This is a genomic window from Serratia sp. JSRIV002, from assembly GCF_019968725.1.
GTDB lineage: Bacteria > Pseudomonadota > Gammaproteobacteria > Enterobacterales > Enterobacteriaceae > Chania > Chania fonticola_B.
Genome location: NZ_CP074143.1, coordinates 177,929 through 200,314, shown reverse-complemented (window position 1 = coordinate 200,314; position 22,386 = coordinate 177,929). Strand labels below are relative to the sequence as shown.

Below are 22,386 nucleotides of genomic sequence, written 5' to 3'. Positions count from 1 at the left end.
TATGGATATCTATGTGGATTTATTTTTACCGAAGGGTAATGATGTTTGTCATTTAAAAGAAGACCTAATATCATGGGGGGGGGAGAGTTTCTCCCAATCCCCAAAAAAATATTCTTGGATGGACACACTGAAATTCGCCTCCCCCGAACACTCTCCATCATACGAGATTTTATTACCTCAAAATGTAGAGTTAGATAATTACTCAATATATTCAATTGACGATAATTCGATATATGAGTGGGAGCAGGATGTTAATAATCACCTAGTATCTAATAACTATTTAAAAAAATTCATCACCGATGAATTACCTAATATAGACTCATGGATAGCTGCTATTTCATTTGATGAAGACATTATTGACAACATAAAGAAAGTGATTTTCATCAATAATGTTAACGAACTAATAGAAGAGATAGAGAAAGCAATGAACTGGAATGATACCAATGGTTTCATTGCTTATAAAATATAACTTAATTTTATAGTTTATCCTTTAATAAATAATTAGGATCTACTAAGGGATGAACTGCTGTATTAAGAGTATATGATAGAACAAAGGTGAGGGGTTATTCAGCTTCCAGAAGGTAAAACTGGTTTGCAGGAGATAGCCCCTCCTCTTGGTGGGTAAAATCATAAGTAATTTAAAAGCAGAAATCTTAGGGAGTAAATCAGGCCAGAGCGCGGTGATTTACTCGGAGAATTATAAAAGTCCATGGAAGAAAAGAGTGACTAAATAAATAATAAATAAATAAATAATAAATTGAATAGAAATATAGAAATTTATAAAGATGAAGAAATTATTAACCTACTAGAAGTTCTAGGACACGTTCTGAGTGGGTATGCCGATGATGTCATGTTGTCTTATAGAGATTCATATGGGCGATTATGGAATCGCTTCTGAGATGATGATAATTGTCATAAACAAGTTATTATGTATTTGAAACGTAATAACCCCCTGGTAATTCCGTCAGACAAGTGAATGATAGCCAGAAAAATTTTCAGCTAGTAACTAAACGAGAGTGGTAAATACATCGCTATTAATCCCTCCTATAATCAGTAAGGAACCTTTACCAAAAATGGAACGCTCATAAAAGGAAAAATCAGGTTCATGGCGAAGAAAAATAAAACCTATTCTGATAATGAAATTATTGGAATGCTAGAGAAATATGCTTCTATCACCAACTTCTCGTTAAGAAAAAATCAAGATGGGAGCTATATGTTCATTTATACCAATGAAAATGGAATGGACATGGGGTTATTTTTGGATGATGATGACCCCTATGAGAAAATCATCGAATATATGAAGAGCAATAATTCCCCTATCATTTTTCATGATAAGCAAACCTTGTAGCCGAGAAAAGCCCGGATTATTCGTGCATGTCATCAACTCAGGATATGGCGGAAATTAGCATAAGAAGGGAGAAAAATGATGATTAAATTAGACTTAACTAGTAAGTTTAATGTTGCAGTTGATTACACTGGTGTAAGTGACTTACATACGTATATTGATGCAGGACTGACTGATAACCTGAGTGGTTTTTTTGAGCTTTCATTAATTAATTTTGTCTTTAATCTTGATTCTGAATTTATTTCAATATTGAAAGATAAAGGTTTTTCACATAACAATGATTTAGTAGAAGATGGTTTTTTAATAATAAAAAAAGCCAAGATTAAATTTTTAAATATCAAAGGCGGAGATGCGGAATTTTCTGATTCCAAAGGCAGAGAGGATCGAGCTAGTGTTTATAAGACTTGGCCTTGCAAATTATCAGATGGTGACAGAGTTTACCAGATCGGTGGTGGATTGAAACTTTTACCTGAAATTAATGTTTTTATGTACCTTTTATCAAATGACTCGGTGATTATGGATTTTTATCTTGATGATGCGATTTATTTAGACTCATATAGTGAGTTTGTACATAAGGTCAAAGAATTGAATGATGAGACGAAAAATCTCGTCCAAAACAATAAGCCAGGCTTATTTTTTGAGAGTGCTTTCAGAGAGCAATACATCATTAATAATATTGACAGTGATGAGTTAGTTGTAAAAATCAAAAGGGAGTAGAGTTTTTATATAAAATGGATGGAGTTGTAAGTGCCTTTCCCATTTTCAGCAACGGTATCGGTACAATGCCTATGACATGACGCAACTTATCGATGAGAAGGGGGGCACGAAGATGCCCCCAAAACTAACCAATCTCTGCAGTTTCAGGGGAAGTATGCATATAAGGAGAGCAGGACTGGTATTATGATCTGGGGTTGGCCGGTATCTGAAAGGGTATCCGATCAAACTTGCCAGTATATTGATAGAGATCCGATTGGTTGGGGCTCTTTAAACAAGATGGAAAGGGATTCGATGATGCCGTTATAAAGATAGATACCTATCCTCACCAACGGTTTTTCTAATTAGAGTATTATAAGGAATCACATGTAGTTATTACCCTATCTTGATGGATATTATTGGGTGATTTCAACACATGGAAATTTTCAAACGACATGGAGAAAAATTATGTTAATCAAGTTGAAGAAAATAAGCCCATCTAATTCAGTGTATGTATATCACGGGGTTTTATTTTTTTTATCATTAGTTTTCATGATTCCTTTTGACTCAACGGTGATTCCATTTTTTATATTTACAGGTTCTGCCATTATTATTTCCTTAATAATAAAGCCTAATTTATTGCACTTGGGCGCTCGATTTAGAAATAAAAGAAAGAATGTCAATGTAATTAGAAGGTTTAGTAAATATAGTTTATCTATACTGTATTCGTTGCTATCATCACTATTAACACTTACCATTATAACCGTTTTTAAGTATAGAGAACTCATAGGATCACCTGCCTTTTTTATCTTTTCATTTCTTTATGCAATTACTTTTTCCATATCTATTTCAATGTATATGAATAATTCTTCGGATTATTTAGTTAAAGAAAAAAACATGTTTTTCTGGGTTGTGCGTATTATTGGGGTTGTAATCTCTTTCTTTATATTTTCCTTGGCAAGAAATTGGGTTATGCGTTATATGGATATCACAATTTTAGAGGCATCATCTAAAGTAACTGTGTTCGCATATGCAATAATTTTTTTCTTTATAGTTTTATATTTTTTCATGGCCATAGCTAAAATACCCATGTTGATGTATGAGGGTAAAGAGGTTAAACTAAAAAGAAGAAACAGCTTAAATGGGAAACGGCATTTCTTTCTTGTTAGGTATGATGTTACTCCCATCGTTTTTTCTTTGGCCGCCTCCTTTTTTATTTTAATGATTTTTTGTTTTCTTAACAAAAATGTAATTGTCGGATTTATTATAAAAAACACATTAAGTATGGATACGGTTAACAGTTTTTATTGTAATGGTGGCTATAAAATATTAAGTAAAGATAAGGACGCTAGATACCTCCGAGTTTCTGATGGTAACTATAGAGTATTTTTCCCAATCGATGGAGATTGGAAGTCATATCGTCTAAAATGTACTAATGAGCATCCTTACTATATTCTTCAGCCTGTGCTGACTAATATCAACAGAATTGAACTGCAAATGAAAGCAGATGAGTTAATTAATGATTTAAAGAATAAAAATTAAATTTTTACTTGTCTATTAACGGTGTGATGAATTAGGGTGGAATTCAACTCGTGAATGTAAATAAGTTATCTTTAGAGCACAAAGTACGGTATTTTATCTGTGATGCGGCTTTGTTGAATAAATCGAACTTCTGACTGCAATCAGGATCAGATCAGCACATTCCTGAATCTGTAGCGGTATCCCGTGGCAAAGCAAAAGTTCAAGATCACTAACTGGGCGGCCTACAACAAGGCTCTCGTCAACCGTGGTTCGCTGACATTCTGGCTTGATGAGTCGGCCATCCAGGCCTGGTACGACGACCCAAAAACTTCTTCACGAGGGCGCCCACAACGTTATTCTGCATTAGCTATTTCCACCGTACTGATGCTCAAACGCGTCTTTCGTCTCACGCTACGTGCCGCTCAGGGATTCATTGATTCTATTTTTACGTTAATGAAGCTCCCGCTTCGTTGCCCGGATTATTCCTGCGTCAGCAGACGGGCCAAGTCCGTCTGCACCCCGTTTAAAAACCCCACACGCGGTGAGATTGCCCATCTTGTTATCGATTCCACCGGCTTAAAAGTTTTCGGTGAGGGCGAGTGGAAGGTTAAAAAGCACGGTAAGGAAAAGCGCCGCGTCTGGCGAAAACTGCACCTCGCCGTGGACGCCGAAACCCACGAGGTTATCTGTGCTGACCTGTCACTGAACAACGTGACCGATGCGGAGGCATTCCCGGGTCTTATCCGCCAGACCCACCGGAAAATCAGGGTCGCTTCAGCTGATGGGGCTTATGACACAAAACGGTGCCATGACGAGCTAAGACGTAAGAAAATCAAGGCACTTATCCCACCGAGAACCCGCGCAGGCTACTGGCCAACGGAGTACGCAGACCGAAATCAGGCGGTAGCGAGGCAGAGGCTTACAGGGAGTAACGCCTACTGGAAATGGAATACAGCTTACAACCGGCGGTCGGTGGCGGAAACGGCGATGTATCGTGTAAAACAACTGTTCGGCGGGCACCTAACGCTGCGTGACTATGATGCACAGGTCGGAGAGGCTATGGCTATGATCCGTGCCTTAAACAAAATGACGCGTGCAGGCATGCCAGAAAGTGTACGAATTGCCTGAGTAAAAGGCTGACAACCCGATGTTTTATCTAAATTCGATTTATTCAACAAAGCCTTACAGCGCGCTTAAACAGCATTGTAGGGATAGACGGCACCTCAAACTAAAGTAATACAACGTACTTGTGATTAATCAGCCTTGTCATTCCATCTTGCTAGGGCAAACGCATGAATGCCTATGGGGCAGTACAGTACCAAGCACCGTAAAAGGATATGCCAACAAAGATGCGAAGTCCAAGGAGTAGTTCGCGCTAGGGACGCCCGCTAGCTTAGTGTACGGTTCTCCTATAGATAGATGTTAGAGACTCGCGTACCGCCATTGCCTAACGGGCTGTGACGGAGGTCCACGGGAACATGGCTGATTTGGAGAGGGACCAAATTATGGATAATTGCACTCAAAATTGCCCAGACAGGATGGTCACAATATCCTGTCCCGGAATTCATAACTCTGCATTCCTCTGCAGGCTTTCTAGCGCGTCCATCACACCAAGATAGCGAAGGCGATCCGAACTAATCAACTCCCTATCACTCTGTTTTTCAATCTCAGAAAGGTCGCCGTAAGGCGTGACAAGCTGCTTTTCCCAGCGCAATACGAATTCTGCAGGGATTGTCAGAGAACCGTCAGCATTTCGTATGCATTTACTATGCAGATAACACTGCCATTTTGCCCAACGCTCATGCTCAATACCCGCTAACGTTTCAATCACACATTTAAGAATGTTTCCATCACGTTCATACATAACCGTCTCTCCAGATTTATAACCCCATGATTTATTATATATATCAGATTTTTAGGTTAGTAAAATGTTATACATAGCATTATATAACTAATGTTTAAAATTAAAAGAACAAAATTCCGCGAAATTAGTATTTGTAAAAATATTATTTTTAATTAAAAATAACCATAGCCTTTTTGTGTATTTTATATCATGTTAACTTTGCAAGGGATGTTCATTTTCACTTAACAGTACTGAAGGATTCAGGCATGAGTGTTTTTATCAGCTACCGTCATTCCGACTTCGCTCTGGCAGCTAGTATTAACCAGAGGCTCAGAGGTGCAAACATAGAGACATATCTCGATAAGCTAGATGCAGAGTCTCAGAGTACCGAAGATATTACGTCTGTCATAACGAAAAATATTATTAGAAGTACACATCTCATCGCCGTGGTGTCTGCTTCCACAGCCGAGTCATGGTGGGTACCATTCGAAATTGGTGAGGCCACTATGCTGGGTCGCAGAATTTCATCCTACCAGAGCGATCATATCCGCCTGCCTGAATATCTGATGAAATGGCCACAGATGAAAAGCTTAGATCACCTTCAGCTTTTTATCAGTGCATACCAGCTGGAACAATCCAAACCATCTATCGTTGCCAATGAGTCCTACGGAACACGTGATTCTACAGAAAATTCCCTGGCAGGTAGAAGGGCATCAGCAGACACCTTCCATCGTAATCTCAGAGATAACATTCTGCGCACCAGATGACCAGCGGCGGGCGCTCATACAGAAAGGACACTATCATGGCGAAAAAGAGAGTTTTTATCAGTTTTGATTACGATCATGATGCAGCGCTCAAGACGTTGCTGGTCGGGCAGTCAAAGCTCGAAGACAGCCCGTTTGAACTGGCTGACTGGTCTATCAAAGAACATATCGATGCTAACTGGAAAGATAAAGCCAGAACTCGGATTAGGTCAGTTGATATTGTTTGCGTGATCTGCGGTCTTCACACCGATTCGGCCACAGGGGTCAGCGCTGAGTTGAAAATCGCTAAAGAGGAAGATAAGCCCTATTTTCTGTTGTGGGGGTATAGTGAAAAAACGTGCATAAAGCCCAAATCTGCATCTGCTGAAGATAAAATTTACAAATGGACGTGGCAAAACCTGAAGTCTCTGATACAAGGGGATAGGTAATGAGAAAAGCCCTGCTCATCGGCATTGACGACTACCCTGGTCGCCCCCTGAGAGGGTGTGTTAATGATGCCATTGAACTAGCAACACTTTTTGAAACACATGGAAACGGCGATCCGAACTTCGACGTCAGAAAGCTGACCAGCAATGACGATGACACCACAGCAAGTAGTTTGCATCATCACGTTTCCGAACTCTTTAATGGGAATGCAGATATCGTCGTGCTTTATTTTGCCGGACATGGGGTGATCATACCGGAAACCAACACTGGTTACATTATGAGCACGGATGCTAAAATGGGCTCCTGGGGAATGTCAATGGGCGAAATCCTGGGAATAGCCAACCGTGCACATCCCCGGATAAAGTCTACTGTAATTATACTGGACTGTTGTCATTCCGGCTTTGTGGGTGAAGTCGAGGCGATAAATAACCAGAATGTATCGGTTATCGGAACTGGCGTTACGATCCTTACCGCTTCGCATCGGAAGGGAGAGGCGTCGGAAGAGGGCGATCACGGTATTTTCACCGATATTCTTCTTGATGGTCTCAAAGGCGGATGCTGTGATATCCGGGGAAATATAACTCCAGCTGCGCTATATTCTCACGTCGACCAGACTCTCGGCCCCTGGAAGCAGAGACCTATTTACAAAGCAAACGTTCAGAATTTCATTTCACTCAGGCAAGTGGAACCAAAGGTTTCGCCGGAAATATTGAGAAAGCTGCCAAAATATTTCCCCGAGGCAAGCTCGGTATTCCCATTAGATCCCTCCTTTGAGCCGGACAGAAGAAATATCCCCGATGAACTGAAGCATATCGAAGTGAACGAGACAAATGCAGCAATTTTCAAAGAGCTCCAGAGGTGTAATCGTCACGGCTTAGTTTCTCCGGTTGATGCTGAGCATATGTACTATGCCGCCATTGAGTCAAAAGGCTGCAAGCTAACAGCTCTCGGAGCACACTATAGAAAACTTGCCGAAAATAAGCGGCTTTAGGCAAAAAAATGACCCAATACAGTATTCTCAAAAGAAATGTGCACAGTTCGGGAGGGCGTGGGCCAAGTAACAACAACGCGCAGGCAGGCGCTGAAGATTTCAGACTTACGTCTGAAAATCTTTCAGCACGCGAACTTACCGAAGTTGCCGGGGAGCCTGATACAGAGCTCGTTGCGCAGGAGATGCCCGTGTCTTTGATCAGGCCCTTCAGTGAGGTTCGACACCAAAACGCTGACGCGCTTTCGGACGTAAACCAAATCAGCCAAGGTGTGGAAAACGTTTTGGCCGGGACAAATGTTTATACTGGGCGCGGCGTAACGGTCGCTGTTCTAGACACTGGCATTGACTCGGGGCACAACTGCTTTCAAGGGGTATCTCTTGTCAGCAGGGATTTTACAGGCGAGGGCGTACATGACGTCAATGGTCACGGGACCCACTGTGCTGGCACTATTTTTGGGCGAGACATCGATGGATGCCGCATAGGTATAGCTAGGGGAATTGAAACCGCATACATAGGCAAGGTGCTTTCCAATAACGGAAGTGGCAGTTCCGACATGGCTTTTCAGGGGATCCTGTGGGCTCTGGAGCAGAGGGCTGATATTATCTCCATGTCACTCGGCTTTGATTTTCCTGGTATGGTGGTAAGACTGACAGATAGCGGCTGGCCCGTAGATCTCGCAACTTCCGTCGCTTTAGACGCCTATCGCGATAACCTGAGAATGTTCGATGCCATAATGAGAATGGCTGGCGCGCAGTTACCGTTTGGCTATTCTCCTCTCTTTGTTGCAGCAAGTGGTAACGAAAGTCGCCGTTCCGTTGATGAAAAACTGATAATCTCCTGCTCTTTACCTGCCGCTGCTGAAGGCGTGATTTCTGTTGCAGCAGTTTATAAGACGGAAAGCTGTGTATTCGATGTGGCTGACTTTTCCAATGTCAAAGCCACGCTCTCCGCTCCAGGAGTAAACATTCTCTCAGCGTGGCCCGGAAACAAAACTCGCACGTTGAGCGGCACAAGTATGGCATGCCCTCACGTGGCGGGCGTTGCCGCTTTATGGTGGGAAGAGCGGCAACGATCCGGGATCCGAGCAACCGCTAAAAATGTGTCGTCCAAACTTATCGCCACCGCGCGCCGCGACCTTTTTTCACAGAGCGTCACTGAGCTGGATATAGGACAGGGGCTGGTAACCTCTCCACCGTGAATGTACCAATCCTCTGCGGTCGTACCGCAGGGGTTCCGCAGATCCTTGAAGACGTGATGAATTCATTACCAATGGCCTGTTTCAGTCTTGTACCAAAATGCACAACACCCACCAAAGCTTCTTACTGGTCATGCTAGAAGGGCTCAATCTTTCATTAACATGTTCACTTACGAAAAACTCGCTAAAATTCGATTTATCCAACAAGCCCGTCCCCTCTCACTATTTGGAGTTCATGAACAAATACTCTTCATTTCGTGCGTCATGTCGTTGGTGATTACCTCACTAGCAGGTATCATTTTGCGATACGCATTCCAAAAACTCCGTTTGCGCCGGTGCTAATCTTTAAGGATTTTGATGAACAACAACGAACAGCTTTTTCTGAACGAGCTGGATAACAAATTCTGGAAAGCAGCCGACAAGCTGCGTGCCAACATGGATGCCGCCAACTACAAGCATGTGGTACTGGGACTGATTTTCCTTAAGTATGTTTCTGATGCCTTTGAAGCCCGCCAGCAAGAGCTACTCACCCTGTTTCGGGATGTGGGTAACCCGGACAATATCTACGCTATACCACGTGACGGCTATGGTTCTGATGAGGAATATGCGCAAGCATTGCGTGATGAGCTGGAAGTTGAAGACTATTACAGCGAAAAGAACGTGTTCTGGGTGCCGAAAGCGGCACGGTGGGATACATTGAAAAATAAAGCGACGCTGCCTATTGGTTCAGTGCTGTGGTCTGATGAGTCTGGGCAGGAGGTGAAGCTGCGTTCTGTCTCTTGGCTGATTGATAATGCGCTGGATGAGATCGAAAAAACCAACCTTAAACTTAAAGGCATTCTTAACCGTATCAGCCAGTATCAGTTGGGTAATGACGTATTAATAGGTCTGATTAACACCTTCTCGGATGCTAACTTCAGCAACCCGGAATATAACGGCGAGAAACTGCTTCTTAACAGCAAGGATATTCTCGGACACGTTTACGAGTACTTCCTCGGGCAGTTTGCCTTGGCAGAAGGCAAACAGGGTGGCCAATACTACACGCCAAAAAGCATAGTTACTCTAATTGTTGAAATGTTGCAGCCATACCAAGGCCGCGTATACGATCCGGCGATGGGATCGGGTGGTTTCTTTGTTTCCAGCGATCGTTTTATTGAGGAACATGCGGGCGAGCAGCACTACAATGCAGCTGAGCAGAAACGCAATATTTCGGTCTACGGCCAGGAGTCTAACCCGACTACCTGGAAGCTGGCGGCGATGAATATGGCGATCCGGGGCATTGATTTTAACTTTGGCAAAAAGAATGCCGATACCCTGTTGGACGATCAACACCCAGATTTGCGTGCCGATTTTGTGATGGCTAACCCACCGTTCAATATGAAAGAGTGGTGGAACGCCAAGCTGGAAAAAGACGTGCGCTGGAAGTACGGCACCCCGCCGCAGGGCAACGCTAACTTCGCCTGGATGCAGCATATGATCCACCACTTGGCCCCCAAAGGTTCAATGGCGCTGCTGTTGGCTAACGGCTCGATGAGCTCCAACACCAATAACGAAGGCGAGATCCGTAAGGCGCTGCTGGAAGCGGATCTGGTGGAGTGCATGGTGGCATTGCCAGGTCAATTGTTTACCAATACTCAAATCCCTGCCTGCATCTGGTTTCTGACCAAAGACAAATCCGGTGGCAACGGCAAGGCGCACCGAAAAGGCGAAGTGCTGTTTATCGATGCACGTCAGATTGGCTATATGAAAGACCGAGTACTGCGCGATTTCACCAAAGATGATATTGCCAAAATCGCCGATACCTTTCATGCCTGGCAGCAGGATAAAGCGTATCAGGATCAAGCCGGTTTCTGCTTTGCCGCCACGCTGGACGATATTAAGAAGCATGATTATGTCCTGACGCCGGGGCGCTATGTAGGTGCTGCCGAACAGGAAGAAGATAGTGAACCCTTTACTGAGAAGATGACACGTTTGACCGAGCAGCTAAAAGCGCAACTGGCAGAAAGCACTGAGCTTGAAAAGCAGATTAAGGCGAATCTGGGGGGGCTGGGTTATGAGTTTTGAGTGGCGGGCAAAAAAGCTTGGTGACATAATAACATTGCAAAGAGGTCATGATCTTCCTTCTCAAGAGCGAAAGATTGGTCATGTGCCAATAATGGGCTCATCTGGGGTTACTGGTTATCATAATCAATACAAAGCCAAAGGGCCGGGTGTAATCATTGGGCGTAGCGGCAATTCCATGGGACAGATTTCTTATGTCTCAGAAAATTATTGGCCTTTAAATACATCTCTTTATATTACTGATTTCAAGGGTAACTGCCCTGAGTTTATTTATTACTTTCTTAAGCAAATAAATTTTGATCAGTTTAATTCAGGAAGCGCTCAGAAATCTCTGAATAGAAATGCAGTTTACCCTTTTGAGGTAAAATTCCCTTCGTCCTATAAAACGCAGTCAGCGATTGCATCAATTTTATTTTCTTTAGAACAAAAAATAAAAGTTAACCACCAAATCAACCAAACCCTAGAGCAAATAGCGCAAGCGTTATTTAAAAGCTGGTTTGTTGATTTTGAACCGGTCAAAGCAAAAATAGCCGCCCTAGAAAAAGGTGGCACATCAGAAGACGCCACATTGGAAGCTATGACAGCAATTTCTAGCAAAGATACTGCCGCCTTGGCAGTTTTTGCCGGTGAACACCCTGAAAAATATGTGGAACTAAAAGCTATGGCTGAATTATTTCCTTCAACCATGCAAGAGAGTGAGCGAGGGAAAATACCACAGGGATGGGAAGTTACTACCTTTGGAGCCGTTTCAAACTGTTTAGATAAATATCGCATACCCTTAGCTAAAAATCAACGAGAAAAGATAAAGGGTAGTATCCCTTATTACGGTGCAACCTCTATCATGGATTATGTAAATGAGCATATCTTTAATGGTGTTTATTTGCTATTAGGTGAAGATGGTTCAGTGCTTAAAGATGACGGTACACCTTTCACTCAATATATCTGGGGGGAAGCTTGGGTTAACAACCATGCACACGTTCTGCAAGGTAAAAATGGCATATCTACAGAGCAATTACTGTTATTCATGAAGAATCAGAATTTGGCTCCATATGTTACTGGTGCAGTTCAACTTAAATTAAACCAGAAAAACATGAATAGCATACCATTTATTAAATCCGATGAGAAAATATCCCTCATTTTTAACACATTGATAGAGCCGATTTTCTGTACATTTAGAAAACGCCATGATGAGTCAATTTCTCTCTGTCAAATACGGGATACGTTGTTACCTAAATTATTTTCAGGTTCGATCTGTGTAGAGGATGGAGCATGAGTGTAGAAATTTCTCGTTGTCTACAAAAAATTGATGCAACAGGTGATCGATATCGCTTAAAAAGAACAATCGCAGCAATTAACAATGGCCTTGTGGAGGGAGAGTCAGGGATTGTTGTTGGCCAATGCAAGTCTCTGTTAGAAACTCTTTGCAAGTCAATATTGAAGGAGCAAGCATGTGAAGTCGAAGCTGCTATAACTATGCCCAAGTTGGCGAAAAATGCTGTAAAAGCGCTCAATGTAGGTAATACAGGTAACCAAGATCAGAAAACAAAAGAAGCATTTATTAAGTTAATTCAATCATTCACGATGCAACTAGAGAATGCAACAAGTGCCGTTGCCGCCTTGAGGAATGACTATTGTCCTCTAGCTCATGGTCGCAGCTATGAAGAGCCACAGTTGCACATGATTTATGCACATCTTATAGCGACCCAAACCGATTCTCTGACTACGTTTATACTCGAGCTTATTGATCAACATCGCAACTTTGTGCCAGAAATAAAATTTACCGACAATGATGACTACAATGATTATCTTTACGAAACATATAAGCAATTAGAAATATATGGTGATCATTATCAGGCTCCCGAGGTACTTTTTAATATGAATCCAGAGAAATATAAACGTGGGCTCGAAGAGTACAAAGAGGGAGCTTCTGATGTTGAATGAAAATACACTTGAGTTGAACTGCTTAGCTTGGTTTGAACAAGTAGGTTGGGAAGTAATAAATGGCTCAGATATTGCTCCGGATGGCAGCGACCCAAAACGTAGTTCTTACCATGATGTTTTCTTACGCGGTATAATGGCAAACAGCCTGTGCACCATTAACCGGCACTTGCCAGCCGAAGTCTTCGATCAGGTTATCGCCAAGGTCACTCACGCACACAGCCCTGATCTTGTGATCAGTAATCAAGCCTTCCATCATCTTCTACTGGAAGGGGTGCCGGTGGAATACAAAAAAGGCGATGACGTTATCCATGATCACGCCTTCTTAATTGACTTTGCGCATACAGCCAATAACCGCTTTATGGTGGTTAACCAAGTGACTATCACCGGCGCTAAACAGCCACGCCGCCCGGATGTGATCTGCTTTATCAACGGCCTGCCGATAGCGGTAATAGAACTTAAAAGCCCGACGGAGGTTAACGCCGATATCTGGGCCGCGTTCAACCAACTGCAAACCTATAAAAACGAACTCAGCGATCTGTTTATCTGCAATGAAGCGCTGGTGGTGAGTGATGGCTACCATGCCCGCATTGGCTCCCTCACAGCCGATCAAGAACGCTTTATGCCCTGGAAAACTCTAAGCCACGAGAACGACAAACCGTTGCTGGAATGGCAACTTGAAACCCTGGTGAAAGGTTTCTTCAATCGCGAATTGCTGCTTGATTACCTGCGTTACTTCATTCTGTTTGAACGTGACGGCAAACATCTGATTAAAAAAATTGCCGCCTATCACCAGTTCCACGCGGTACGCGAAGCGGTGGCCGCCACCATTGTGGCGGCCACCGGGAAACATCTGGCACTGCACAGCAATATTCAGCCTGGAAGCAAAAAAGCCGGGGTGGTGTGGCATACCCAAGGCTCCGGCAAAAGCATCTCGATGTGCTGCTATGCCGGTAAATTGTTGCAGCAAGCGGAAATGGATAACCCGACGATTGTGGTAGTCACCGATCGCAACGATCTGGATGGCCAACTGTTTGCGACCTTCTGCCAGGCGCAGGATCTGCTCAAGCAGCGGCCAGAACAGGCGGATGACCGTGAAAAACTGCGCGAACTGCTCAACTCCCGCGAATCTGGCGGCATTATCTTTACCACGGTGCAGAAGTTTACCCCGGAAAAGAGCGAAAAAGCGCACCCTGCGCTTAACCAACGCAGCAACATCGTGGTGATTTCCGATGAAGCCCACCGCAGCCAATATGGGCTCAATGCTACGCTGGACCGGGAAACAGGCGAATACAAATACGGTTATGCCAAGCATATGCGCGATGCGTTGCCGAATGCTTGCTTTATGGGTTTTACAGGCACGCCAGTCTCCGCTGACGATAAAGACACCCGAGCGGTATTTGGTGATTACGTCTCGATTTACGATATTCAGGATGCGGTTGACGATGGTGCAACGGTGCCGATCTTCTATGAATCCCGTCTAGCTAGGCTCGATCTCAACCATAAAGAACTGGAAGCGCTTTCTGACCAGGTGGATGAGGTAGTGGAAGATGAAGAGACTGAACAGCAGGAGAAAACCAAAGGGGAGTGGAGCCGCCTGGAAAAACTGGTGGGTTCAACACCACGCTTGCAGCAGGTGGCCGAGGACTTAATCAAACACTTCGAGGCACGCAATGCCACCATTAACGGCAAAGCGATGGTGGTAGCCATGAGCCGAGAAATCTGCGTACGGCTGTACAAAGCGCTGGTGGAACTGCGCCCGGAATGGCATAGCGATGATGCCGAGAAAGGTGAGATCAAAATCATTATGACCGGTTCCGCATCCGATAAAACCAACTTGCAACCGCATATCTACAATAAGCAGACCAAAAAACGTTTAGAAGCGCGCTTTAAGGATGTGAATGATCCGCTGAAGATCGTGATTGTGCGCGATATGTGGCTGACCGGTTTCGATGCCCCGTGCTGTCACACCATGTATATCGATAAACCGATGCGTGGCCATAACCTGATGCAGGCAATTGCCCGCGTGAATCGGGTGTTTAAAGATAAACCCGGTGGTTTGGTGGTTGATTACATCGGTATTGCCAATGAGCTCAAGCAGGCGCTCAAAACCTATACCGATTCGAAAGGCAAAGGGCAAACTATCATCAATACGCAGGAAGCCCTCGCGTTACTGCTGGAAAAGCTGGATATCATTCATGGCATGTTTGCCAAAACCGCCACTTCTGCGAGCTTTGACTATGCTGGCTTTGAAACTAACCCAACACCTCTGTTGATTGGGGCAGCAAACCATATTCTCGGCCTGGATGAGGGCAAAAAGCGTTTCTCTGATACTGTTCTAGCGATGACCAAAGCCTGGTCGTTGTGCAGTACACTGGATGAGGCTGACCCTCTTAAGAGAGAAATCGCCTTTCTATGTGCGGTCAAGGTGGCGATCACCAAGTTTAGTACTACCGATAAAAAACTCAGCGAAGTAGAAAAGAGCTCGTTGCTGAGCCGCATTCTGGATAATGCGATTGTTGCCAATGGCGTGGACGATGTGTTTGCTATGGCGGGTTTGGATAAACCAAACATTGGCCTGCTGTCGGATGAGTTTTTGCAGGAGGTACGCGACATGCCTTACCGTAACCTAGCGGTGGAACTACTGCAAAAGTTGCTCAACGACGGTATTCATGCCAGAACCCAAAACAACGTTGTACAGACAAAAAAATATTCAGAGCGCCTACAAGCAGTTCTGAATCGCTATAACAGCCGGGCGATAGAAACAGCACAGGTTATCGAAGAGCTCATCCAGATGGCGAAAGAGTTCCAGGCGGCAATGGATCGAGATGAAGCGTTGGGGCTGACCCCGGATGAAATCGCTTTCTATGATGCGTTGGCAGAAAACGAAAGTGCGGTGCGCGAACTGGGCAATGAGATACTGAAAAAACTGGCGATAGAAGTAACGCAACAATTGCGCAAATCTACTACCGTTGACTGGCAGGTGCGCGAAAGCGTGCGTGCTCGGTTGCGGATACTGGTTCGCCAGACACTGCGCAAGTACAAGTATCCACCGGACAAAACCGCCGGAGCGGTGGAGTTGATCCTTAAGCAGGCTGAAATAGTGTCGAATAGCTGGACGGTATGACGGACTACCACAATCTGCTCGTCAACAACCAGAACATTAATCAATTGTGTTCTTCAGAACAATTTAAAATCGTTTTGCCTAATTATACTACAGGTAAGTGGGAGCCATACGGGTTGGCCAACCGTTAAACGCAAAGACGCGCTATACGAGTCTTAGGAAAAGGTTCACGGTGCGCCAGCGTTTTGTATGACTCCTACCTGCCTCAATCTGAAAGTAGGCAGTATTAAGCGCTGTTATTTAGAGTATGGATGAATTCTCAAAGCTTGGGCTTGCATCAAATATATTGTTCGTAGACAAGCTGGTGATGAATAAGTTGATATTATCGGTAAAAAACCGGCAGAATAGTCTGAACCATTAACACACCGTATATATTATTAACATACGGTATATTTCTGAAGTTTAATGCTTAGGCCCTGGTTTTTTGTAGGATAGAGGTTGGCGTTTCGAATTAAAATGCTAACTTGAGTGAACTTACAGTGTTTCAAAGGAGAGCCAGTTCATTGTGAGATACACACCCGGCTCGAAAAGGATAGGTTCGACTAAACTACATCTCTTATTTTTAACTGACCTACTGACTAATTTTATACCGCTAAAGGTAGCTCAAATAACACAATTAAAATCTCAATAAATATCATTTACAAAAAAATGTCTTGATTATATAGCTCCTTATGGATTTTGCAGAAATTAATTCTGTTTTCTTTACCTATTATTTCTGTAGAAACTGAACTAGTATTAATTGACATTTTATATTCAAAGTAATTTATTAATGGTGCAATCTCAATTAATTTTGCTGATATCAAGTTTTCATAAAGTTTTTGTAAGAAATTAACACCTTTATCTTGACTGATAATTTTAACTTTAGCATCTATTCCTGACTTTGAAATAAAATCGATTATTCTAACATAATCAGAATAAAGCTTGATGTCGCTGTAAGAGTTATAGGGAGTAAAGCTTTTCTTACCAAACTTCAACAAATCTCTTGCTTTACCACTACCAAACAAGCAAAGAAGTGATGTAAAAAAGACAGGATGCTCAACGCTAATATTAAACTCATCAGCTTTTAATTTCATATCCCTAGCTGTTTTCATACGTTTTTCAACACCGACTGGATCTCCAATTTGCTCATGGTAGATTTTTAAAAGTGAAAGATAGGACTCGCGCTTTATATCCCGAGCAGATGTGGTAAGAGTCTCCACAGTAAGGTCTCTCAAAATGGGTATATTACAAAGCGACTGATCTACTTTTGCTTTTTTGAAAAAGTTGTTTTTTACTAACTTTGCTATGTCTTCGCTTATTGTTTTTAGTACCTCACTCTCATTTTCAGGTCTACTTGATTGCCCCTCCATTATCGCGAGGATTGGTGAAAATATACTTCCTTTACGATCATATTTACGTAACTGTGTGAGAATAGCCACTTGGTCATCTCGCAGAGGTTTATTTTCATTCAGCTTATCAATAATTGAGATTATTTGTCTATCGATAAGATATATCTTTTTCATTGTCAAGTCCTACTATCTATATATGTACATTAATATTACCACTTTCGTAAAAAGCCATCAATCATTCATGCATGAATAGCAATGAACGTGATGCACTCAGAAATAGCTCAATCATGCCTATACCCTGAGTACACTTGCGAATACCAACAAAATCAACATTCGAGATATATGCTATAATAAATTAGCTTTGATGAAAACCTAATCCAACTGGGGTAATTTAATGTATAACGCTATTGTCTTAATAAAATAATTCCATTTTAATAACATCACCAACCGTCAGGTTAAAAATTACTAACTCATAAATATAAAGACATTTTCTCCAATCATTACGAGTTTTATGAACACACGCTTCTAGATGAATCAGACCATGTACAATTTTTTTTCGGAGGGAGAAGTTGACCAAAAAATTGTAACTTATGTTGCCCATGAGGTTATCTAAAGCTTCTTGTTGCAACCCAAAAACAGGATAAAAAAACATCAATCTCGCTCATTCTGTGGGAGTGACATTTATTCGACCTAATAAAAAGCATGATTAACAGACACTTATTTATGTGGACCAACTTTCACTTTCCTTTCGTATATAAAACTCAAAATAAATAAAACATTAGAAACAAAGGCACTCAAAAAAACAGAGTGCCTTGCTACTTTTAACAAACATTAATTGATTATTAAAATAATCAACGTGCATTACAACTCAAACACACCCACGTAATTTTAATATCTAATTTACATTAGTTTAAAGCATAATCCTATAATACATGTTTGTATCAGCACGGCATGAACTGATCTCGGCATTCTCCTCTGATATCAAACCTCAGAGATCTCTTTAGCTCTCTGAAGTAGTTTTCCATGCTAGAGATATAAATCGACGGAATTTGATCATCACTAAAATCATGTAGGGCCATTTCAATAGTTGTCATGGGGTTCTTAAAAGTGTATTTATAATCCTTGCCATCAAGATAGAATGTAAGATAGCTATCCATAAGCTCCACTCCGCCTGTTTTTGTTACAAACCATTGTGTCGTTGAAGTTGCCTTATTCAGACTAATATTTTTTCCCAGCTTCCCGCTGTAGTTTTTAATGTTTTCTTTTATATCCTGGTATATTTTCAGCTTATTATTTGCGATAGAAAAAACCCTACCAACCATTTCTAAATTTTCATCATGTTTCTTGTAATATTTTTCCACCCCAGCTTGTGGGCTAGCATCATAAGCAGCCCAGTTGGGTAGTGACATACTTATTGGGTAATCAACATATGCATGCATATCTTTATCATTCAAAGCTGACTTTTCTTTTAGTGCTGAGTGAATATTACGAATATCAAAGATAAAATCACAACGTTCACCAGATACCAATCCTGCCCCCTGATTCTCATTCCCTTTGTACTTATCATACATGGCATTACAAAACTCATTTTTACTCATATGTTTATAATTTTCATTATACATTGCTTCATTCAACTCAACGGGTGCCTGAATCCCTGTGCTGCTATTGCCGTATTTATTTTGATACTGAATAGATTTGTTAATAAGATTAGCTACATCCTCTTTTCTTTCTTCAAGAAACGTTTTAAGTTGTTTATAACGTACTATATTACTTTTAGCCATGCTTATTTGATCATCTGCAATTTTTTCATCCAACGCGTATCCATCAGATATTTCTTTTATTTGTTTGTTATTATAAAAATAAATATACTTTTTAGGCAGCTGGCACTCATAGCTAACAATAATACGCTCCCGACTATCTTTTTTTTCCTTCCACTCACCATCAATACAGTCTTTCCGGCTTTTAAAGGCATCACCAATGTTTAACGTTGAACTCAACGAACTGTATACCGTAGATTTAACATTATTAATATTGTCATCGCAGCCCGTAAGGATAAATAAACTTATCGGTAGAAAAAAAATACTTGTTCTGATACTCATATCTGTTACTCCATAAATAAGAGGGGGAACTCTCCAGTAACAAGTGAAACAGTTGGAGAGTTTATTTTCATAGGTTTAGTTATTAACCAAAAAGCCAGCTCCAGGCCTTCTTGATGGACTCTACGACAACTTTTTTGGCGGCTTTCGCCAAAGTGGCTATAGGCTTGGGGATAGGAGCCATATCAATGATTTCATCGATAACTCGATCTACGGTATCGCCGAAACCATTTGTTGCGTCTTCGATTACCGTTTCCGTTTTGTGCTCCTCTTTTACCTGAGCGGCAACACTGCTTCGCGCGTGCTTTGGGAGAGCTCTCACCATCTCCTCAACCAGATGAGTAACGTTATAGCCTTCACTGGCTGCGACGGCGACAATAGGGTACTCAGTAAATCCAAAACACTGGCTAATGTAGCCTTTCTTTTCAGTAATGTTTTTCATCTGCCGTGGAGATGGGCAGCCATTCTGTTCATCCCATTCCCGGAATGGCTCGATTTTGTCTACTTGATTCAGAACAAACAGCGTTTTTGCTTTTCCCCCAGAAGGAATAAGAACATCTTTGTAAAAATGCTCATCGGCCGAAAATGCACGATCATCACCTTTGATAACCCAGAGGATCAGATCGAGTTTTGGCATGAGCTCCCTGTAGAGATTTTCGTACTCGCTATCGCGCTCGGCGCTTTCCCCCACTCCGGGTATATCCACAATGCTAATGGAGCGCTTCCCAAAGCGGATACGTACTTCCTTTATTTTACGGGTACAGGCACCTACATCACTGACCGGACATTCTTCCCCCTTAAAAATGGCGTTACACAGACTAGATTTACCTGCCCCAGTTTTCCCCATGATGCCAATTCTGGGCTCATAGCCGACAATCTCGTTAAGCCTGCTAAGGACAAGTCTTCTGACTCCCTCAGGCAGAATATCCACTGCATCCTTGACCGGGTTGTAACCGGCTTTAGCTTTATCTTCCATTTTCTCCCTCTCCTCGCTAGCCAGCGAAACTGGCATATCACAGCAAAAATCCCTGAGTAGGCTTTCTGTTATTTACTGCTCAAAGCCTTCTTCATGTGTCAGGTGCATACCCTCGGCACGAAGTAACTTACTGACAACAAGACTGAAAACAGGCTGTGGACGATGCCCTACCAGACGATATGGATTTAGTGATCTTTTCAGGAAGACAAGGGGGAGTAAAATTGTTAATACCGATCGAATTAGCGAAACCGATCTGTAAAATCTATCGTCAATACCGATCATTTTTAGAATTTTGATCAATAAAACCTATCAAAATAAGCAAACCGATCGCTTTTGCAGATCAATTGAGATCTGAGGATGAGGAGAATTTTCATGAGAAATGAAGATGAGATGATTATTCAGGGGGCTATCTGTTTCTATTTGAGTTCGGCTAATCGTCAGTCAAAGGTATGCTCACAGTTCCGACATTCAAACCGGTCGAACAGAACCCCGTCCATTGCTGATCCCGTAACAGCGCCTGCTGTAGCACCAGTAACAAATCTCCCCAATAATGTACCAATAACCGCCCCCGCTGCCGTTCCCACTATTGGTACAACAGATCCCATTGCGGCTCCAGCTCCAGCACCACTGAGAGCTCCCGCGATACCACCTGCTATACCTCCCGTCATCCTGCCAATATGGCGTTCACTTATACGTTCAGAACCGCATTCAGGGCATATTGTTGTCATTTCAGTATTACTCCTTTTTTCAGTACGTTATAAAAACAAAAAGGCATCCGAACGTTGATGAACGGATGCCTGATATTAGGTAATGGTATATGTACGCTTAGTGGTTATTCAGCTTATAAATCAATGCAATTAGCACCTGGGACGTATGAGTGTCGTCATGCCATCTTATCAAACGCCCCCTGTACAACAGTTTCAGTTGCCAGTGATTCAAGGTAATCCGCATACCACTGCATCATCTCCCGCCTGCCGTCCAGGTACTGCGCATGGTTATAAGCTCCACGAATAGCATTCTTATCCACATGAGCAAGCTGTGTCTCAATCCAAGCCGAGTTATAGCCCTTCTCATGTAAAATCGTGCTCATCGTGTGGCGGAAACCGTGGCCCGTCAGCCTTCCCTTGTACCCAAGCAGCTCAATCACCTGGTTAACACTTTCCTTTGAAATTGGCTTCGTCCGGTCATTTCGCCCAATGAACACCAATGGGTACGCACCCGTGATAGGTTTCAGTGATAAGAACAAATTCACTACCTGCTCAGACAACGGAACGATGTGAGGTCGCTTCATCTTCATCACTTCAGGGGGAATTTCCCAAAGCCGTTTCTCGAAGTCGATATCCTGCCAACGAGCAAAACGCAGCTCCTGAGTACGAACCCCTGTCAGCATGATGATTTGCGTTGCAGTTTTGGTGATGATGCTACCGGTGTACCCAGCGAGATCTTTGAGGAAATGGGGTAGCTCTTCAACGCTAAGAAAAGGGAAATTCGTCTTTTTCGGTGTAGCCAATGCTGTCGCCAAATCAGGCGCGGGGTTGTACTCAGCACGCCCGGTAACAATGGCGTAGCGGAAAACCTCCCCGCAGCGCTGCCGTACCTTACGCATTTTTTCCAATGCCCCACGTTTCTCCATCCGTCGTAAGGTTTCCAGCAACTCCATCGGCTTGATTTCAGCAATAGGGCGTTTGCCGATATGAGGGAAAATGTCTTTCTCGAAGGTATCGATGATTTCCTCACGGTAGCGTAACGACCAACGCTCGGCCTTATGCTGATGCCACTCGCGTGCGATAGCTTCGAATGTGTTGGCGATAGAAAGCTTTTGCGACAGCTTTTCGACCTTCTTCACTTCACCAGGATCGCCACCAGAAGCTAGCGTTTTGCGTGCTTCCTTTCTTTTCTCTCGCGCATCGGCCAGTGAGACATCGGGATACACGCCTATAGAAAGCATCTTCTCTTTACCAGCAAAGCGGTACTTCAAGCGCCAGTACTTTGAGCCATTGGGTTTGACCAGCAGATACATGCCACCGCCGTCAGCCAACTTGTAGGCTTTCTCCATCGGCGATCACAGGAGTCGCATTTGATAG

Annotated in this window: 18 protein-coding genes; 13 read left to right on the top strand and 5 right to left on the bottom strand. The window is 42.8% G+C overall.

Features of this window, described 5'->3' with window-relative positions; all coding sequences use genetic code 11:
- The first annotated feature begins 1 nt into the window (after position 1).
- The 5 genes from KGP26_RS00850 (at position 2) to KGP26_RS00830 (ending at position 4,687) form a co-directional block, all read left to right on the top strand.
- Positions 2–469 (top strand): hypothetical protein, encoded by a 468-nt coding sequence (locus KGP26_RS00850; protein ID WP_211136601.1) that lies wholly within the window; start codon positions 2–4, stop codon positions 467–469.
- 636 nt (positions 470–1,105) lie between these two features.
- Positions 1,106–1,348, top strand: coding sequence for a hypothetical protein (locus tag KGP26_RS00845; protein ID WP_223664897.1), 243 nt, complete (start codon positions 1,106–1,108; stop codon positions 1,346–1,348).
- 75 nt (positions 1,349–1,423) lie between these two features.
- The gene (locus tag KGP26_RS00840) at positions 1,424–2,062 is read left to right on the top strand and encodes a hypothetical protein (protein WP_223664896.1); all 639 of its coding nucleotides are present in this window, start codon (positions 1,424–1,426) and stop codon (positions 2,060–2,062) included.
- A gap of 444 nt (positions 2,063–2,506) precedes the next feature.
- The gene (locus tag KGP26_RS00835; protein WP_223664895.1) at positions 2,507–3,580 is read left to right on the top strand and encodes a hypothetical protein; all 1,074 of its coding nucleotides are present in this window, start codon (positions 2,507–2,509) and stop codon (positions 3,578–3,580) included.
- A gap of 183 nt (positions 3,581–3,763) precedes the next feature.
- Positions 3,764–4,687, top strand: a complete 924-nt coding sequence (locus tag KGP26_RS00830) for an IS5 family transposase (protein ID WP_223664894.1) — start codon at positions 3,764–3,766, stop codon at positions 4,685–4,687.
- 436 nt (positions 4,688–5,123) lie between these two features.
- On the opposite strand, the gene KGP26_RS00825 is transcribed toward KGP26_RS00830, so the two are convergent.
- Entirely contained in the window at positions 5,124–5,423 is a 300-nt protein-coding gene (locus tag KGP26_RS00825) for a hypothetical protein (protein ID WP_223664893.1), read from the bottom strand.
- A 245-nt stretch (positions 5,424–5,668) separates the two neighbouring features.
- Here KGP26_RS00825 and KGP26_RS00820 point away from each other — a divergent pair, with 245 nt between their 5' ends.
- From KGP26_RS00820 to KGP26_RS00785, 8 genes are all read left to right on the top strand, one after another.
- Entirely contained in the window at positions 5,669–6,169 is a 501-nt protein-coding gene (locus KGP26_RS00820; RefSeq protein ID WP_223664892.1) for a toll/interleukin-1 receptor domain-containing protein, read from the top strand.
- A gap of 35 nt (positions 6,170–6,204) precedes the next feature.
- Entirely contained in the window at positions 6,205–6,594 is a 390-nt protein-coding gene (locus KGP26_RS00815) for a TIR domain-containing protein (RefSeq protein WP_223664891.1), read from the top strand.
- Positions 6,594–7,583: a caspase family protein gene (locus KGP26_RS00810; protein WP_223664890.1), complete on the top strand. Its 990-nt coding sequence runs from the start codon at positions 6,594–6,596 to the stop codon at positions 7,581–7,583. The genes KGP26_RS00815 and KGP26_RS00810 overlap by 1 nt, the downstream gene beginning before the upstream one ends.
- A gap of 8 nt (positions 7,584–7,591) precedes the next feature.
- Entirely contained in the window at positions 7,592–8,782 is a 1,191-nt protein-coding gene (locus KGP26_RS00805; RefSeq protein WP_305801994.1) for a S8 family serine peptidase, read from the top strand.
- Positions 8,783–9,136: 354 nt separating this feature from the next.
- Complete coding sequence (locus tag KGP26_RS00800) at positions 9,137–10,843, top strand: class I SAM-dependent DNA methyltransferase (protein ID WP_223664889.1); 1,707 nt, start codon at positions 9,137–9,139, stop codon at positions 10,841–10,843.
- Positions 10,833–12,113, top strand: a complete 1,281-nt coding sequence (locus KGP26_RS00795; protein ID WP_223664888.1) for a restriction endonuclease subunit S — start codon at positions 10,833–10,835, stop codon at positions 12,111–12,113. The genes KGP26_RS00800 and KGP26_RS00795 overlap by 11 nt, the downstream gene beginning before the upstream one ends.
- A complete protein-coding gene (locus KGP26_RS00790) occupies positions 12,110–12,781 on the top strand; it encodes an abortive infection family protein (protein ID WP_223664887.1) in 672 nt (223 codons plus the stop codon). The genes KGP26_RS00795 and KGP26_RS00790 overlap by 4 nt, the downstream gene beginning before the upstream one ends.
- Positions 12,771–15,905 (top strand): type I restriction endonuclease subunit R, encoded by a 3,135-nt coding sequence (locus tag KGP26_RS00785; RefSeq protein WP_223664886.1) that lies wholly within the window; start codon positions 12,771–12,773, stop codon positions 15,903–15,905. Before KGP26_RS00790 ends, KGP26_RS00785 begins: the two co-directional genes overlap by 11 nt.
- Positions 15,906–16,540: 635 nt before the next feature.
- Here the strand turns inward: KGP26_RS00785 and KGP26_RS00780 are convergent.
- From KGP26_RS00780 to KGP26_RS00765, 4 genes are all read right to left on the bottom strand, one after another.
- Entirely contained in the window at positions 16,541–17,404 is an 864-nt protein-coding gene (locus KGP26_RS00780) for a hypothetical protein (RefSeq protein WP_223664885.1), read from the bottom strand.
- A gap of 767 nt (positions 17,405–18,171) precedes the next feature.
- Complete coding sequence (locus tag KGP26_RS00775) at positions 18,172–19,329, bottom strand: hypothetical protein (RefSeq protein WP_223664884.1); 1,158 nt, start codon at positions 19,327–19,329, stop codon at positions 18,172–18,174.
- A gap of 82 nt (positions 19,330–19,411) precedes the next feature.
- Positions 19,412–20,302, bottom strand: a complete 891-nt coding sequence (locus KGP26_RS00770; RefSeq protein WP_223664883.1) for a GTPase family protein — start codon at positions 20,300–20,302, stop codon at positions 19,412–19,414.
- Between the two features lie 883 nt (positions 20,303–21,185).
- On the bottom strand, positions 21,186–22,358 hold the full coding sequence (locus tag KGP26_RS00765) for a tyrosine-type recombinase/integrase (protein WP_223664882.1): 1,173 nt from the start codon (positions 22,356–22,358) through the stop codon (positions 21,186–21,188).
- Positions 22,359–22,386 lie beyond the last annotated feature (28 nt).